At 61.0% G+C, this 16,426-nt stretch carries 16 protein-coding genes; 10 read left to right on the top strand and 6 right to left on the bottom strand.

From position 1 onward, the window contains the following. Positions 1–30: 30 nt before the first annotated feature. Together folB and folK are read left to right on the top strand one after the other, a co-directional pair. The gene (folB, locus tag OOT43_RS13465) at positions 31–396 is read left to right on the top strand and encodes a dihydroneopterin aldolase (protein ID WP_266021094.1); all 366 of its coding nucleotides are present in this window, start codon (positions 31–33) and stop codon (positions 394–396) included. After that, entirely contained in the window at positions 389–883 is a 495-nt protein-coding gene (folK, locus tag OOT43_RS13460) for a 2-amino-4-hydroxy-6-hydroxymethyldihydropteridine diphosphokinase (RefSeq protein WP_266021093.1), read from the top strand. The genes folB and folK overlap by 8 nt, the downstream gene beginning before the upstream one ends. Here the strand turns inward: folK and OOT43_RS13455 are convergent. After that, positions 880–1,635 carry a pteridine reductase gene (locus OOT43_RS13455; RefSeq protein WP_266024918.1) on the bottom strand — a complete coding sequence of 252 codons (756 nt, stop codon included), beginning with the start codon at positions 1,633–1,635 and terminating at the stop codon, positions 880–882. The two genes, folK and OOT43_RS13455, sit on opposite strands and share 4 nt — an antisense overlap. Positions 1,636–1,716: 81 nt before the next feature. Here OOT43_RS13455 and OOT43_RS13450 point away from each other — a divergent pair, with 81 nt between their 5' ends. After that, entirely contained in the window at positions 1,717–2,244 is a 528-nt protein-coding gene (locus OOT43_RS13450) for a phosphatase PAP2 family protein (RefSeq protein ID WP_266021092.1), read from the top strand. Then, on the top strand, positions 2,241–3,305 hold the full coding sequence (locus tag OOT43_RS13445) for an MJ1255/VC2487 family glycosyltransferase (protein WP_266021091.1): 1,065 nt from the start codon (positions 2,241–2,243) through the stop codon (positions 3,303–3,305). The genes OOT43_RS13450 and OOT43_RS13445 overlap by 4 nt, the downstream gene beginning before the upstream one ends. Here OOT43_RS13445 and cysQ read toward each other — a convergent pair. Further along, on the bottom strand, positions 3,302–4,120 hold the full coding sequence (gene cysQ / locus OOT43_RS13440; protein ID WP_266021090.1) for a 3'(2'),5'-bisphosphate nucleotidase CysQ: 819 nt from the start codon (positions 4,118–4,120) through the stop codon (positions 3,302–3,304). The two genes, OOT43_RS13445 and cysQ, sit on opposite strands and share 4 nt — an antisense overlap. A gap of 65 nt (positions 4,121–4,185) precedes the next feature. Here cysQ and yrfG point away from each other — a divergent pair, with 65 nt between their 5' ends. Beyond that, the gene (gene yrfG / locus OOT43_RS13435) at positions 4,186–4,863 is read left to right on the top strand and encodes a GMP/IMP nucleotidase (RefSeq protein ID WP_266021089.1); all 678 of its coding nucleotides are present in this window, start codon (positions 4,186–4,188) and stop codon (positions 4,861–4,863) included. Between the two features lie 21 nt (positions 4,864–4,884). Here the strand turns inward: yrfG and OOT43_RS13430 are convergent, their stop codons facing one another. The 3 genes from OOT43_RS13430 to hslO form a co-directional block, all read right to left on the bottom strand. Beyond that, positions 4,885–6,246 carry a hypothetical protein gene (locus OOT43_RS13430; protein WP_266021088.1) on the bottom strand — a complete coding sequence of 454 codons (1,362 nt, stop codon included), beginning with the start codon at positions 6,244–6,246 and terminating at the stop codon, positions 4,885–4,887. Positions 6,247–6,311: 65 nt separating this feature from the next. Then, on the bottom strand, positions 6,312–7,346 hold the full coding sequence (locus OOT43_RS13425) for a hypothetical protein (protein ID WP_266021087.1): 1,035 nt from the start codon (positions 7,344–7,346) through the stop codon (positions 6,312–6,314). A 446-nt stretch (positions 7,347–7,792) separates the two neighbouring features. Continuing rightward, on the bottom strand, positions 7,793–8,662 hold the full coding sequence (gene hslO, locus OOT43_RS13420) for an Hsp33 family molecular chaperone HslO (RefSeq protein WP_266021086.1): 870 nt from the start codon (positions 8,660–8,662) through the stop codon (positions 7,793–7,795). Between the two features lie 77 nt (positions 8,663–8,739). Here hslO and msrA point away from each other — a divergent pair, with 77 nt between their 5' ends. From msrA to OOT43_RS13400, 4 genes are all read left to right on the top strand, one after another. After that, positions 8,740–9,408, top strand: coding sequence for a peptide-methionine (S)-S-oxide reductase MsrA (msrA, locus tag OOT43_RS13415; RefSeq protein ID WP_266021085.1), 669 nt, complete (start codon positions 8,740–8,742; stop codon positions 9,406–9,408). Between the two features lie 34 nt (positions 9,409–9,442). Beyond that, positions 9,443–10,237: a M48 family metallopeptidase gene (locus OOT43_RS13410; protein WP_266021084.1), complete on the top strand. Its 795-nt coding sequence runs from the start codon at positions 9,443–9,445 to the stop codon at positions 10,235–10,237. A gap of 362 nt (positions 10,238–10,599) precedes the next feature. Further along, positions 10,600–11,949: an ATP-binding protein gene (locus tag OOT43_RS13405; protein WP_266021083.1), complete on the top strand. Its 1,350-nt coding sequence runs from the start codon at positions 10,600–10,602 to the stop codon at positions 11,947–11,949. Next, positions 11,946–12,500, top strand: coding sequence for a response regulator transcription factor (locus OOT43_RS13400; protein ID WP_266021082.1), 555 nt, complete (start codon positions 11,946–11,948; stop codon positions 12,498–12,500). Before OOT43_RS13405 ends, OOT43_RS13400 begins: the two co-directional genes overlap by 4 nt. On the opposite strand, the gene gmk is transcribed toward OOT43_RS13400, so the two are convergent. Beyond that, on the bottom strand, positions 12,501–13,115 hold the full coding sequence (gene gmk / locus OOT43_RS13395; protein ID WP_266021081.1) for a guanylate kinase: 615 nt from the start codon (positions 13,113–13,115) through the stop codon (positions 12,501–12,503). Positions 13,116–13,495: 380 nt separating this feature from the next. Here gmk and OOT43_RS13390 point away from each other — a divergent pair, with 380 nt between their 5' ends. Continuing rightward, entirely contained in the window at positions 13,496–16,063 is a 2,568-nt protein-coding gene (locus OOT43_RS13390; RefSeq protein ID WP_266021080.1) for a PKD domain-containing protein, read from the top strand. The last annotated feature ends 363 nt before the right edge of the window (positions 16,064–16,426 follow it).

The following is a 16,426-nucleotide window of genomic DNA, read 5'->3' as shown; positions in this document are numbered from 1 at the left end:
GTCTTGAACGCGTGACCGACAGAGGCCGGAATGGACATTATATTTCTGCGGGGCCTGCAGATCGAGACGATCATAGGCATCTACGACTGGGAACGGGAAATCAGACAGACCGTGGTGTTCGATCTCGAAATGGCGACCGATATCCGCAGGGCGGCAGCTACCGACGACATCGTGCATGCTCTCGACTACAAGGCAGTGTCGAAACGCCTTATCGAATTCGTCGAGGGCAGCCAGTTCTTTCTGGTGGAAACCTTGGCTGAGAAGGTCGCGGCCATTCTGCTGAACGAATTCTCGATCCCGTGGGTGCGCATTACCCTGAACAAGCGCGGCGCCATCCGCGGCGCCAGCGATGTCGGCGTCCTGATCGAGCGTGGGGCAAAGCCGGCCGATGCCTGAGGTCTTCGTCAGCGTCGGCAGCAATGTCGACCGGGATCGGCATATTCCGTCCGCGCTCGCGGCACTGGGGGATTCTTTCGGGCCTCTGCGCGTTTCCAGCGTCTACGAAACGGCCGCCGTGGGGTTCGAAGGCGACCCCTTCTACAATCTGGTGGTCGGGTTCGAAACGGATCTGCCGCTCGCCGAGGTCGCAAACGAACTGGCCCGGATCGAAGCGGATCATGGGCGTACGCGGGAATCCAAGAAGTTCAGCGCCAGGACCCTGGACCTCGACCTGCTGCTTTACGGCGATGCGGTCGTCAGCGAAGGCAAACTGAAGCTTCCGCGCAAGGAACTGATCGAATATGCCTTCATGCTCGAACCGCTGGCGGAAATCGCGCCGGATCTGAACCATCCGGTACTGGGATTGAGTTTTCGGGAGATTTGGGAGCGTTACGAGAAGACCGGTCTGCAGCAGGCGCGTATTCGCCCGCCGTGGCATTCCTAGCCGAACAGGCTGCGTCCTCCATCCACTGCAAGTACCTGCCCCGTGACATAGGGAGCTTGGTCCAGGAAATAGGCAACGGCCTTTGCGATGTCCAGCGGGGTACCTGGCCTTCCCAGCGGGATGCGGTTCAGGATTTCGGCCTGCATTTCCGTATCGGCGCCCTGTTCGGGCCACAGGATCGCGCCCGGCGCGACAGCGTTCACGCGTATGGCCGGCGCCAGTTCTTTGGCGAGCGACTTCGTCAGCGCCACCAGCCCCGCCTTGGCGACGGCGTACGCCGGATGGTTTTTGAGCGGCCTGTCGGCATGGATGTCCGCGAGGTTCACCACGCAGCCGCGGCTGGCCGACAGCCAGGGCATGGCGTGCTGAGCCAGGAAAAACGGTGCGCGTAGATTGCTGCCCAGCAACTCGTCCCACTGCTGTCCGGTCACCGATCCCATCGGTGTCGGATAGAAGGCTGAGGCGTTGTTGACCAGGGCGTCGAGCCGGCCCCAGCGTCCGGCTGCGGCGTCGACCAGCGCGCCCAGGGCTCCGAGTTCCAGCAGATTGGCTCCGATGGCCGTGGCAGAATCGTTTCGGCAGCGATTGAGCTCCTCGCAAAGCATCAAGGCATCCCGTTCCGAGCTGTGGTAATGCACGATGACACGGTAACCCTGATCGTGCAGGTGCGCGGCAATGGCCGCGCCGACTCTTCGGGCCGCGCCCGTGATCAGCGCCACCTTCTCCTCCGCCGGATCGGCTGACGCATTCATCGAATCGTCACCGTCGCGACCGCTTTCTGTCATGCTCGTCCTCTATCATGGGTAAAGCGTTCGTTTCCCCGGAGCGTTGCCATGAAACTGATCCACGCGATTCACCGATGCGACGTATTCATGTTCATCTGGTTCATGAACCGCAAGCACCTTGAGCTCTGCGCGCAGTGCAGCCGTTGGATTTCGCGCACCGGAGATGGTTTTCTCTATGCTTTGCTCGGCCTGTACTGGTTCGCCAGCGGCGACGACCTCAATCTGGCTTTGCTGAAATCCGCTCTGCTGGCATTCGCGGTCGAGCGGCCGCTGTATTTCATCGTCAAGAACGGCCTGCGCCGCGACCGGCCTGCCGCAGCGATTCGGGATTACCGCAGCTTCATCATTCCGTCCGACCGGTTCAGCTTTCCTTCCGGGCACACCTCCGGCGCGTTCCTGATGGCGACGGTCGTCGCCAACGCTCATCCCGCCTGGTCGCCGGCATTATACGGCTGGGCCGCCGCGGTGGGATTGTCACGCATTTTCCTGGGCGTCCACTTTCCCACCGACGTGCTCGTCGGGCTGGCCATGGGCACGACCGTCGCTTTCCTCAGTTTGGGAGTCTTTCTGACGTGAGAATCTTTTACGGCGTCCAGGCCACGGGCAACGGACACATCACACGGGCGCGGGTCATGGCGCCCGCGCTCAAGGCGGCCGGGTTCGAGGTGACCTATCTGTTTACCGGCCGCCCCTGGGATCATTTGTTCGAAATGGAGGTTTTCGGCGACTACCTGTGGCGCAAGGGGCTGACGTTTTCGACCAAGGCCGGGCGGGTATCCTACCTGAAGACCTCGGTTCACAATGACGTCCTCCGCTTCGTCCGCGACGTCAAGGCGCTGGATCTTTCCCATTACGACCTGATCATCACCGATTTCGAGCCGGTTACGGCGTGGGCGGCCAGGATGCAGAAGCGCGAAGTCATCGGCATCGGCCATCAGTACGCGTTCGGCTATCCCATCCCCAAGACAGGGGACGACATTCTCGCGCGTACCGTGCTCAAATATTTCGCCCCGGCCAGCGTCGGGCTGGGCCTGCATTGGCACCATTTCGACCAGCCGATCCTGCCGCCGATCATCGAAACGCCGCCGGAACCGGAGACCGTGCTCGAACAGAAGATTCTGGTCTACCTCCCTTTCGAGGACATCCGCGAGATCGTGGCGCTGCTGGAGCCCTTGCGCGACTACGAATTCCACGTCTACAGCCCCGCGGTAAGCCGGGACCGGCCCGAGCACATCCATATCAAGCAACTGTCCCGCGCCGGGTTCCAGCAGGATCTGCGCGATTGCGGCTCCGTGATCTGCAATGCCGGCTTCGAGCTCGCGAGCGAAGCTTTGCAAATGGGCAAGAAGCTGCTGGTTAAGCCCCTGAGAGCGCAAATGGAACAGCTTTCCAATGCCCTGGGGCTGGAGCAGACGCAGCTCGGTGCGGTGATGCCGGAGCTGGACCGGGCGTCGGTGACGCATTGGCTCAAGAACGGCCACGCCGTCCGGGTCGTCTACCCCGACGTGGCTTCCCACATCGTCGGCTGGCTGAAAAGCGGAGACCGGCATATCGACCATGCCTGGGTCCGCAGCGTATGGGACGAGGTCCGCTACGATTACGGCTCCGCCCCCGAGCGCCGGGCGAACGCCGCCTAGCCTTCGATTCCTTGCGCGTAGTCGAGCCAGGGACGGCTCTTGTCGCCGTAGACCAGGAAGTAGGGATTCAACAGGCCGTCCCGCGCGTTGTACACGAGCGGGCCGCCCCTGAGATCGGTCACCGCGCCACCGGCCTCGGTCACGACGCAATGCGCCGCCGCCGTATCCCATTCGGAAGTCAGGCCGATCCGCGGATACAGATCGGCGGCTCCCTCCGCCACCAGACAGAGCTTGAGCGAGCTGCCCACGGGCCGCAACTCGCATTCTCCCAGCCGGCTCAGGTAAGTCTCCATCTCGGCGTTCACGTGCGACCGGCTGCCGACGACAACAGGGACCAGCGGCGCCCTGGGCCGCGCCCGGATGCGCTGGGGCGTCTCCTCGCCGTGCTGGCGAAAGGCGCCGCAACCTTCGGCGGCGAAATACGTCAGTCCCAGCGCCGGGGCATGAACTACGCCCAGGACCGGGGTGTGTTCATGCACCAGGGCGATATTTACCGTGAACTCCCCGTTTCTTTTCACGAATTCCTTGGTGCCATCCAACGGGTCGACCAGCCAGAACGAGATCCACTTCTTCCGATCTTCGAAAGCGGTGGCTGCGGACTCCTCCGAGAGCACCGGAAACTTAGGCTTGAGCTGGCCGAGTCCGGCTACAATCAACTCGTGCGACGCCAAGTCCGCCGCCGTCAGCGGCGACTGGTCCGATTTCTGCGCCACGCCGAACTCCGAGCCGTAGATCGCAAGGATGGCCCGGCCGGCCTCCCTGGCCAGCGCGACCACGGATTCGAGCAGGCGGGAAGGCTCCTTCATCATGGGCATGGACTGATTTCCTTGGCTACTCACGGGGCTGGGCTTTCGACAAATCAAGCGGGACATGGTAACCGATGATTCCCTGGAAACGCATGCGCAGCGTGTTTCTCGACATGGACGGCACGCTGCTGGATCTCAATTTCGATAATCACTTCTGGCTCGAATTCGTGCCCCGGCGCTACGCAGAGCGCAATGGCCTGAGCCTGGCGGAAGCCAAAGCCGAGCTGATGCCAAAATTCAGGGCGATGGAAGGCCGGCTGGAGTGGTACTGCCTGGACTATTGGAGCCAGGCGCTGGGACTGGACATTCCGGCGATGAAAGCCGAAATCGCCGGATTGATCGCAGTGCTGCCCCATGCGACCGAGTTTCTCGAGGCTGTACGGTCGGCGGGGCTACGGCTGGTCCTGGTGACCAATGCCCATCCCAAGAGCCTGGGGCTCAAGCTCGAGAAAACCGCCCTCAACGTGTTCTTCGACGCCATCATCAGCTCGCATTCCGTCGGCCTGCCGAAAGAAGACCCTCTGTTCTGGCGGCGGCTGCACGAGGTCGAGCCCTACGATCCCGAAGCCACCCTGCTGGTCGACGACAGCCTGCCGGTGTTGCGCTCGGCGCGGCAATCGGGGCCCCGGCATCTCGTGGCTGTGCGCAAGGCCGACAGCAAGAGGGCGGCGGCGGATATCACCGAGTTTCCGGCGATAGACGATTTCCGGGCGCTTGCGCCGGTGGGGGCGGCTGCCGGAAACCCGCCGTGAACGGAGGGATGCGTTCCGGCATCAAAACATGGCTTGAAAGCCGGCGTTCAGATACCAGCTATTGCGCAACTGGATGCCGTTCAGATCCTGGTACACGGGTATGCCGCCTTCGAGGCCGATGCTGTAGCCGTGATACTGGTAACTGCCGCCGACGAGCATGTTGAGAACGTCGCCGCCGTAATTCTGGGGGTTATAATCGGGCATCAGCCAGGCTCCGTTACCCATATAGGTCGACTTGGTCATGTTGGGATTGGAGCCGTAGATCTGGGCCGTATTGATGTATTTCGCCCGGAGCCAAGTGGTCGCATCGCCGAAGGCGCGCTGTCCCCAGGCGGACAGCGTCACGCTGTCGCCCATGCTGTAGCCGTTGTTGGTGCCGATGTGGTACACGCCGGAAGCCTGGCCGCCGAGATTCCACAGGGCGTCGTCCGATAGCCATTGGTAAGTCAGCGCCGGCATGAGGTTCACGGTCCCCTGGCCGTTCTGCATGTCGTAGGGCGAAAGGATCTGCGCCGGCTGGTTATCTCCGCCCATCATGTTGGCGGTCTGCTGGGAAGTACTGCCGGTTGGAATATTCAACCCCATCGTGCCGGTCAGGTTGTGCTGACCCCAGTGGCCGATCTTGTAGATCGCGTCGACCTGAGTGTCACCCAGTCCGCCCGAATCCATCGGCGCCATGCCCTCGGTCATGTACCCCATCCTCATACCCATGTTCATCACCATGGGCATCGACATGTACTGGTAGTTGATCATGGCCATGAGCGTCAGGTCGTCCGTCACGCCGTACATGGGCATGAACATGAACATGTCCATGGTCTGGCCGGTAGCAGGCATCATGTAAGGGTACTTCGACGGCACGCCGTTCTTCGTCCCGGTGTAGACGTTCTGCGGATTCACCGGCGAGGTGCCCGCCATGAGGCCGTTGTCCTGCGAATGCATCCACTTGACGTTGGCCATCCACATTCCCTTCGGATGGGTGTGGAACATGTCCAGGCCGCCGAACACGGGGTTGAAGTAGAACTGCGATCCCGGTTCCATTTTCATGCCGCTGCCACCGCCCGCCATTTGTGCACCGCAGGCCATTTCACCGGCAGCCTTGTCCTTGGCTCCGCCGGCTGCCGCCGTCCTGGCTACTTCTTTCGCTGCAAACGGATTGGCCGCCGCCGGAACAACGCCCTGTTTCGCTGTATTTTCCTGGGCATCGCGCAGTTTCGCCTGTAATTCTTCGACCTGCCGCCGGAGTTCGGCGTTTTCATCTTCGAGTGTGTGGACGCGGGCCTGCGTGCTATTGCTCTTGGCTGCTGCGACGGCGGGTATCGTCGCGACGGCCGTTAGTACGGCGGTAAAACAGCAGTTGAGCTTGAAGACACGTTTCGTTTCCATGGCATCATCCTTCTTTGAGCATCATGAAGTTACGGGAGGGCGGCATTCGAACGGGGCGGGACCGGCTATTTCTGACTGCTGCCTCCTTCCATCATCATGGCTCCACATGCCATTTCCAGTTCAGGCTTCTCGGCGGACGAACCGTCCTTTGCGATCTCCTTGGGCTGGAGCGGGTTTTCGGCGGCGTTGGCCCCCACGGTGGCGCGCTTGTGCCCTTTCCAGACCATCGGCCCCTTCGGCCCCAGCACCATGAGCGCCGACAGGAGGCCGATCGTTACCAGGCTGAAGGAACTGAGCTGAGCCAGGGTCAGCGGTCCGCGAAGCTGGCATTTGCCCGCCGCCACGCCCTCCTTGTAGAAGAGATAGGTGAACCAGATCAGGATCAGCAGATTGGCCGTGGTGAAGACGGGCATGAAGATCAGGACATGGTCGGGAATCATCATGACGACGACCATGGCGCCCATCGTGCCCCCCATGACGCCCGCCATGAGACCGTGGATGACGGCCATCGGGCCGCAACACCAAGCCGTCAGCACGCCGTAAAGGGTGCCGAGCGACATGCCCACCATGGCGCCGATGAAGAAGCCGTTGGTCGCGCCCACGACGCCGCCGATCATGGTCCCGACCTGCATCCCGATGGTCATGCCTATCACCATGCCCATCATGTGGGAGGCATGGGCGTACATGTAGCTGCGGAGATACCCCAATGTCGCAATCAGCGGCACGACGCTGACATCGAGGTAGACCATCCACCATCCATAGCGGTCGAGAAATTGGGGGTCGTCGGCGAAATAGTTCCAGTAGACCAGCCCCTGCAACGCCAGGACCGCGCCGATGACCGTGAGGACGTTCAGCCCAAGCCCCAGCAGCGGATCCAGCGAAGGCCCCGCGGGCGCCGTTTCGATGGCTGGATTGGAGATGCCCGGAACGGTTAGGCCAGCCGCTATCGTGTCGTCGGAATCTCCGCAGCAGGACTCTTCCGGGAGGGGAGCCAGGGGGAGGGAAACATCGTTGACCTTGATGGACACCACTCGGTTGGCGCTGTCGAACCTCAATTGCAGATCGAAATATCCCGAGGTCTTAGTGGTTTCTTCTGTCATGTCGTTTCCTGGTATTTTCGGGAGCGCGATAGCTGGCCACAGGCTGGAGCAAAATGACACCCCCTATGGCGTGACTGCTCCGCAATAACGGTGCCAATGGCATTGATCAGACGTTCAATGCACAGTTGGCGTCGATGCCGATGACCCGCCTCGGCGTGGGAAAGCCGGCCGGCCCGGATTTCCTCCTGATGGCGCCGCCGCCGGCAGGATCTGTGTCAAGCCGGTGAATTTATTGAGTGGTGTGTTTATCGAGAATGCGCGCCGGCCCAGCCGTGACAGTATCGGCACGTCTTCGCCGAATCGGCTGGCGCTGCGACCTTATGCCGCATGGGTTGCGGGTTGGCGGCCTCCCCTCCATGCCTCGGACGGCTTTCATCGGGGAAGGACGATTGCGTGATATGCCTCTTGCTCGAGCTATTTCACTCATCCGCCGGAGGCAGTGCCGTTCAATGCTTGGTAAAGGAAGGTGTGCTCTTGATTTCTTCCGAGAACAGTGCGCCGATATCGACGGGGTCGAACTGGTAGCGCTTGTTGCAGAAATCGCAATCGACCTCGACGCGGCCTTTTTCCGCAAGTATGTCCTCGACGTCCGCCTTACCGAGGGCGAGCAGCATGGCTTCGATCCGCTGGCGGGAGCAGGTGCAGCGGAACACCACGGGTTCGGCCTCGAACAAGCGCACCTTTTCCTCGTGATAAAGCCGGTAAAGCACGTCTTCGAACGGCAGGTTGAGCATTTCCTGCTCCGTAATCGTGTCGGCCAGGGTGATCAGCCGTGTCCAGTCGTCCTCGGCGTGCGCCTGGGCCGGAAGGGCCTGCAGAAACAGTCCGGCGGCACGCTGTCCGTCCGCGAACAGCCAGAGCCGGGTTGCCAACTGTTCGGAATTGGAGAAATAGCTTTCCAGCGCAGAAGCCAGGTTCTGGCCTTCGAGTGCCACGACGCCCTGATAAGGGTCCGCACCTTCGTTCTGAATGGTGAGAACCAGTCGGCCATCCCCGAAGACTTCGCTCATGGCTCCTGCTGGCACCGGATCGCGCCAGTGGGCAAGGCCGCGTATGGTCTGGCGATGGGTGGCCTGGACCACCAGCGTGTGCAAGGGACCCCGGCTCTGGATCTGGAGGATCAATGCCCCTTTGAACTTGATGGTTCCGGACAGCAGCGTCACGGCGGCGAGTGCCTGGCCCAACTGACGGCTCACGTTCGGAGGATAGGTGTGCCGCTGAAGTACGGCCTGCCAGCTCGCATCGAGGCGGACCAATTCGCCGCGGATGCCCATGTCTTCGAACAGGAAGCGCTGAAAGCTGTCGGAATTTTTCATGATGCCCGCATTTTTCCGATGGAAAGGCCGGCATTATAGGGTTTTCATTTCCCTCTTATTCAACGCGGGAGTTCGCTATGTGGTTCAAGTCAGCCGAGTCGGCATTGCCCGATCCTCACGATGCCCTGCCGGGTCGCTCCACGCCCATGCAAGTGACCGAGACACACTTCGTCCATGGCCGGCGGATCAGGCCGCCTTTTCCGCCGGGCTCGGCCTGGGCATTCTTCGGGATGGGATGCTTCTGGGGAGCGGAGCGGCGGTTCTGGACCTTGCCTGGGGTCTACTCGACGGCGGTGGGGTACGCCGGAGGATTGACGCCCAACCCCACCTACAAGGAGGTGTGTACCGGCAGGACGGGACACGCCGAGGTCGTATTCGTCGTATTCGAGCCCGATGCGGTCGGGTTCGACGCCCTGTTGCAGGTGTTCTGGACCTCGCACGATCCGACGCAGGGTATGCGTCAGGGCAATGATCTGGGGACACAGTATCGCTCTGTGATTTTCGCCTCCACGCCGGAGCAACTCCGGTTGGCTCTGGCTTCACGGGAGGCCTATCAGCGGGCGCTTGAACGAGCCGGCCGCGGCGCCATTACGACGGAAATTCGAATGGCCCCTGCATTCTATTATGCCGAAAGCCATCACCAGCAATATCTGGCGAAGAATCCGGACGGCTACTGCGGGCTGCAGGGCACGGGGGTCGAGTGCCCGCCTTTTCGGATTGAAGAGCGGCAAGCCGATCCGATATGATCCCGCCACTTTGTTTCGCCTCGATCCTTAACTCATGAAGAAAGCAGCCGTACTGCTCCTGGGCATTGCCATGAGCGCCTGCGCCACGTCCCCCTTGGGACGCAGCCAGCTCATGCTGTTGCCGGACAGCCAAATGGAAATGCTGGGCGATCAATCGTTCGCCGCGGTGAAGCGTGACGTGCCGGTCGAGCCGGACCGGCAGGCCAACGATTATGTGCGCTGTGTCGCCGACGCGGTGACGCGCGAAGTCGGCGGAAGCTGGGAAGTTACGCTGTTCAGGCGGGACAGCCCCAATGCCTTCGCCCTGCCCGGAGGTAAGATCGGGGTGCATACCGGAATGCTCCGCATTGCCCGGAACCAGGATCAACTGGCGACGGTGCTGGCCCATGAGGTCGCCCATGTGCTTTCCCGCCACGCCAATGAGCGGCTGTCCCAGCAGGTCGCCGTCCAACAGGGGCTGAATGCCATGCAAGCCGTAGCCGATCCGACGTCCGCGTCGGGCAAGACGCTCATGGGACTGCTGGGGATCGGCGCGCAGTATGGCATCCTGATGCCCTATAGCCGCACCCAGGAAAGCGAGGCGGACCTGCTCGGCCTGGATCTCATGGCGCGCGCCGGTTTCGATCCACGCCAAAGCGTCGAACTGTGGAACAACATGGAAAGCTCGGGAGGCAGCCAACCGGTCGAATTTCTATCGACCCATCCTTCGCACGCCACCCGCATGCAGGACCTGGCGAAGCGGATACCCCAGGCGCTCGACTTGCAGCGTCAGGCGGACGCAAAAGGGCGTCGGCCGCGGTGCGACGGGATGCGGACCGGGGGCAGCTGACGAATCAGGCGGGATAGGGGAAGTAAACAAAACGCAGGGGGATCAGCCCTGCGTCGAAAGAGGAGGAGTCGCTCGCACTACCGTGCGGCGCGTCAACTCGAGGGAGGTAGTCTCGATGACGGCTATAGCTTATCAAGCGACACCTGTGACGTGAATGTGACAAATTGTCGCGTGGCAGGATGTCGCACATTTTGTCAAGTCCCTCTTGTTGAGCTTCAGGTTGAAGTCCGTCTCCGTATCAGTTTTTCCATCGCTTCCTCACGCAGAATACTGGTTGCCCGCAAAGTCCGGCCGATGTGGCAAATTGCCGCAGACGTCCTCCTCGCCGTCCCCAACAGTAAGATAAGCGTATGACCGACTCCATGAACATCCCTATCCCATTGGATTCGGACAACACCAACCGCAAGAATCTTCAATGGTTGTTCGTTCTCCGCAATCTGATGATCGGCGCTCAGGCTTTCATGATCCTGTTCAGCGTCTACGGTCTCGAAATCCCCTTGCGCCAGGCGCCGCTTTGGGGAATCGTGACGATCCAGTCGGTATTCAACTGGTGGACCTGGCTCAAGCTGTCCGATATCGAGCCGACTACGCAGATCGATCTGTTCGTACAGCTCATGGTCGATGTCTTCGCCATCGCCCTGATCCTTTATTTTACCGGCGGCGCCAACAACCCCATCGCTTGGTTTTTCCTGCTTCCCCTCATCATCGCGGCGACGGTGCTGTCGCGCGCGTTCACCTGGCATCTCGTCATTCTGGCTTCCGGCTGCTACACGATTCTGATCGGCTACTACCAGCCGCTTCCGGCGCTCAATCCAGAAACGTTGACGCCCCCCGTCCCGGCTCATGCGTTCATGATCGACCCTCAGCACGCCCATCTGCACGCGGTCATCGAGGAGCACCACGTGCAGCTCCATGCGTTCGGCATGTGGTTTGGGTTCGTCTTCAGCGCGGCGTTGGTGGCGTATTTCGTCGCGGAAATGGCGGAAAATCTGCGGGAGCGGGAGCGCAAGCTCGCCGAGGTCCGCGAACAGAGTTTGAGAAACGAGCGCGTCATCGCGCTGGGAACGCTCGCCGCAGGCGCAGCCCACGAAATGGGTACTCCCTTGGGTACCATGGCCATCCTGATCAGCGAACTGGAGCAGGAGTTCGAAGCCGAGCAGCGCGACGATCTCCAAGGAAAGATGCAGATACTCCGCGAGCAGGTCAAGCGCTGCAAGAACGCTCTCGCCGTGATGTCGGCCTCCGCGGGCGAGGGGCGGGCGGAGAGCGGCCATGTCATGCCGCTGCCGGACTACCTCGATGCCGTCGTCGAAGACTGGAAGCAGCAAAGCCTGCCGACGCCGCTCGGCTACTACCGCAACGGCACCCGGCCGATTCCCTCGATCATCGCCGAGCGCAGCCTGACCCATGCGCTGGTCAACATCATCAACAACGCCGCGGACGTATCTCCGGAAGGCATACAAGTCGAGGCGCGCTGGACCGCGGAACGGGTGACGCTGGACGTCATCGACCATGGGCCGGGCGTAACGCCCGAACTCAGTCAGCAGCTCGGCAAGTCCCCTGTGACTACCAAGGATCACGGCCTGGGGGTCGGACTGTTCCTGGCCTTCTCCACTATCGAACGCATCGGCGGCGTCATCAGCATGTCTGCTCGCATGCAGGGCGGCACCCGAACCCGCATTGTTCTACCCTTGTTGCCATCACCGACATGAGTACGCACGAAGAAAAAAACGAGAGCCCCCATCTGCTGCTGGTGGATGACGATCCCACCTATTGCGAGGTACTGCGGCAGGCTTTGGCCCGGCGGAACTACACCGTTCACGCTGCCAACGATGTGGAAACCGGCCTCGATCTGGCCGCGCGGATCGAGCCGGAATACGCAGTCATCGATCTACGGATCGGGCACGAGTCGGGCCTGACCCTGGTAAAGCGGTTGCACGAACTGGATTCCAACACCCGCATCGTCGTGCTGACGGGATTTGCCAGCATCGCGACGGCGGTCGAAGCCATCAAGCTGGGGGCTACCCACTATCTCACCAAGCCTGCCGACACGGACGAAATCCTGGCGGCACTTCACAAGGACGAGGGAGATACGTCAGTCGAAATCAAGGAAAAGCCGCTTTCGGTCAAGCGACTCGAATGGGAGCATCTGCAGAAGATCCTGGTCGAGCACGATGGGAACATTTCGGCAGCCGCGCGCGCGCTTGGCATGCATCGTCGCACGCTTCAGCGCAAGCTGGAAAAGCGTCCCGTCAAAGAATGATCAGCCCAGCAGGCCGGCAATCAGGCATTCCAGTCGCGGCGCCTGTCGCCGGACGGCGAGACGCTGGGTTTGGACGATCGCGCGGAGCTGGTTAAGGGCGAGATTGAAGTCGTCATTGACGATCAGGTAATCGTACTCCGCATAATGCGACATTTCGGAAATGGCCGCCTCCATCCGGCGGGCAATGACCGCTTCGGAGTCCTGCCGGCGGCTGCGCAAGCGCTGTTCCAGCGTCTCGCGGGAGGGCGGCAGGATGAAGATGGAGACGCATGCGGGCATCAGCTCGCGGACTTGGCGGGCGCCTTGCCAGTCGATCTCGAGCACGGCATCCTGTCCGGCTGCCAGCATCTCCTCGACCGTCGCTTTCGCCGTACCGTAGTAGTTGTCGAAGACGCGGGCGTATTCCAGAAATGCTTCGTCCGCAATCATTTGCTCGAACTCGGGCTTTTCCACGAAGCAGTAATCCTGGCCGGGCACCTCACCCGGCCGCCGCGGTCGCGTCGTGTGCGACACCGACACCGCGAGGTCGGGAGCGCCATCGCAAAGCGCGCTGACCAGACTGGTTTTTCCTGCTCCGGACGGTGCGGAAATGACGTAAAGGATTCCCTGTGTCATTGATCGAGTCGGGGATGTTGGCCTGAAATTCGCTTTAGGGGTACGCGTGAGGGGGCCGATCAGGTACGCTCGTATTCTATCAGGGGAGGGAACTTTCTTGGCGGGCTGGGGACCAACTGGAGTTGCCGCGAAGGCAATGCGCGCCGTAGAAATCCGCTTTTTGTCCGAACCGGCGCGGTTTCGCATCAAAACTATCCCGGTGGACACATCCGGGTTGATTGAACAGCAATATGGTGTACTTTAAGAGACTATCGATTGCGGACTTGTAAGCCTCGAGGGCTGCAGGAGCTGGCGGCGCACAAAAGCGATTGCGGGGGAGGGTAAAATGCAATCCCATATATCGAATAGTGGTACATATGATTTGGGCAACGGGTGAGGACATGAAGCCATTTAACGATAAATTCCACTTGAAATCTTTGGTTATATCGATTTTCGGCGCGCTTGGCGCCACTTCTCCGTCAGGTGTGATGGCGGCCGCTTACAGCGTCACCAATATCACGTCGCTGGCCGGGAATGTCGATATCACCGACGTCAACGATAACGGCCAAGTCGTCGGCTATTTCGCTTCCGGGGACGACAAGCAACCTCCTCATGCTTTTCTGTTCGCCGATGGCGGCATGATCGATCTCGGCGTGTTGGCCGGCGGCCAGAGCAAGTCGCGGGGCGCCAACAATGCGGGTGCCGTCGTAGGGCAATCGGGTAACGACCAGAATCCTGTCGCTTTTTATTACAGCTATTACGGCAACAAGAAGATAGTCGATCTAGGCTTGCCTGAAGGGGCGACAGCCGCCGTTGCTTCGGCCATCAACAACAACGGCCAGATTGTGGGATGGGCGAAGATCGAAGGTAACAGACACGCGTTTTTATACAGCAACGGCGCTTTTTCCGACCTCGGTACGCTGGGAGGGGAGTTCAGTTTCGGCACCGCCATCAACGACGTGGGCCAGGCCGTGGGGTATGCAGAGACGGCAACGCATGCTACCCACGCATTTCTGTACGACAACGGTGGGAAGGTCGACCTGGGGGCGCTGGGCAACCCGAATGCAAATCCCAGTTGGGCTACCGCCGTCAACAATTCCGGGCAGGTTGTAGGATACTCCGATGTTTCGGCCGGCGTGCCGCATGCTTTCCTGTATAGCAACGGCGGCATGGCCGATATCGGCACCCTGGGGGGCAGCACCAGCCAAGCCATGGGCATCAACGATGCCGGCAAGATCGTCGGCGTGTCCGCAGTGGCCGGCGGCCAGCAGCACGGTTTTCTCTACAGCGACGGCAAGATGTACGACCTGTACGGCCTGATGCCGGCAGAGGCGAACATCGCATCGGGCACCGAGATTCAAGGCATCGCTATCAACAATGCCGGCCAGATCGCGCTCACGGCCAAGACGGGCGCGAACCGACGAGCCCTGCTGCTTACGCCGAATCTCCCGGCGGCAGTCGTCGAGGGTCCCCTCGGCAACGTGGCAGAGAACATAAAAGTGACGCTGGACGGGTCCCACAGCAGCGCGCCCGCATGTTCCCGCCAAGGTGCTCCCGCACCCTGCCCGATTTACTCATGGTCGCAGGTCGCAGGTCCGGGCGTCAGCCTGAAGGATGCCAAAACCGCTAAAGCAAGCTTCACCACGCCCGTATTGGATGCCGGCCAAAAAAGCCGTGTACTCAGCTTCAAACTGAACGTCAGCGACGGCTTGTTCAGTGACGAAGAGCTTATCGATGTCACCGTGGTATCCGACAATGCCGCCAATCAGCCCCCGATCTCTGATGCCGGCGAGACCCAGACGGTGAGGGAAGGGGCGAGCGTACATCTCGACGGTTCCGGGAGTTATGATCCGGAAGGAAGCGCGCTTAGCTATGCCTGGAGCAACGTTTCGACGGGCGAGCCGTGCAATGCGGTAGCCCTGGACAACAATGCGAGCCCCTCGCCGAGCTTCACAGCCCCACTGGTCGGCCAGACGCTGCACACCTGCGCATTTTCTCTCACGGTGACCGACGACAAGGGATTGGCTTCAGCACCCTCGAACGTCAATGTAACGGTGGACAACACCAATCACCCTCCGGTGGCGGACGCAGGCGCCAATCTTACGGTGCATACCGGAGACACGGTTAACCTGAGCGGCAATGGCAGCAGCGACCCGGACGGCGATCCTTTGACTTATGCCTGGGCTCAAACCGGCGGACCCGCGGTAGGCTTGAATGACGCCAACACGGCGGCGCCGAGTTTCGTGGCTCCGGCAACGACGGCCGAGAACGATACTCTGGTATTCCAGCTAACCGTGAGCGACGGCTTCTTGACGGCGAATGCGTCAATGAACGTCAAGGTCTTGAGCGCCGGTTCCTCTCCGAACCCGACACCTACGTCGTCTCCGAACCCGACACCTACGTCGTCTCCGAACCCGACGCCTACGTCGTCTCCAACCCCGTCACCTACGTCGTCTCCGAACCCGACACCCGGGCCGACGTCCAGCCCAAGCCCCACGCCGGCACCCACACCTACGCCGTCCCCGACACCGAATCCCGTCTGTGATCGCGCGGTGGTCGACCCCGCTCGACTCTGGGCGCCGGATCATAAGATGCGGCGGATAATTCTCAAGGAACTCGGGGAAAGTACCCAGTCGCTGGCAGGCGAAGCCGGATCTGCGGCGGCGAACGACATGACGGTCAAGATTCTTTCGGTCATGCAGGACGAACCGGTCCGCCGGATCAACAGTTCCGACAGCAGTCCCGATGCCGTCATCGTGCATAAGGCGACCGGCGACAAACTGAGGCTGCGCGCCGAACGGGCCGGTAAGAAGAAAAACGGGAATGGGCGGGTCTATACCATCGGGTTCAGTGCGACCGATGCACAGCAAAACGTCTGCGAAGGTACCGTCAAGGTATGCGTACCTTTGAAAAAGAAGGAAAGCTGTGTTGACGATGGTGCGCTATACAACTCGCTGTTGAAGCGATAACGGCAACTACCGGACATACGTGCGGGTGGGACTGCCTACCCATCCGCATGTACGGCCCGTCGACGACACTTCCCTGCAGCAGCCCTACCTCCTCCGCTCAATCCTCTCTTTCGCCCAGCCTCTCACCTGTCCCCGGCAACGCCGGTGATGTTGTTTGGCGACGGCACGGGTGCCGCTTAACCACGTTTAATTACAGCCCGTTCAGCAATTTTGGTTTCCAGGCCATGGAATCGCTGTCGTCCTGGCACGACGACGCCTTTCGGGCCTGTTTTCGAATACAAGAAAAATCAGCGTGATAAGAAGGAAGAATCTAGTCACGATTCTTGCTTGGCATCTCTGAAATCGGCACCGAAACGCCGATTC

Source organism: Methylococcus mesophilus (genome assembly GCF_026247885.1).
GTDB lineage: Bacteria > Pseudomonadota > Gammaproteobacteria > Methylococcales > Methylococcaceae > Methylococcus > Methylococcus mesophilus.
Note: the sequence above shows the minus strand (reverse complement) of the source record. Positions and strands in the feature narration are given on the sequence as shown.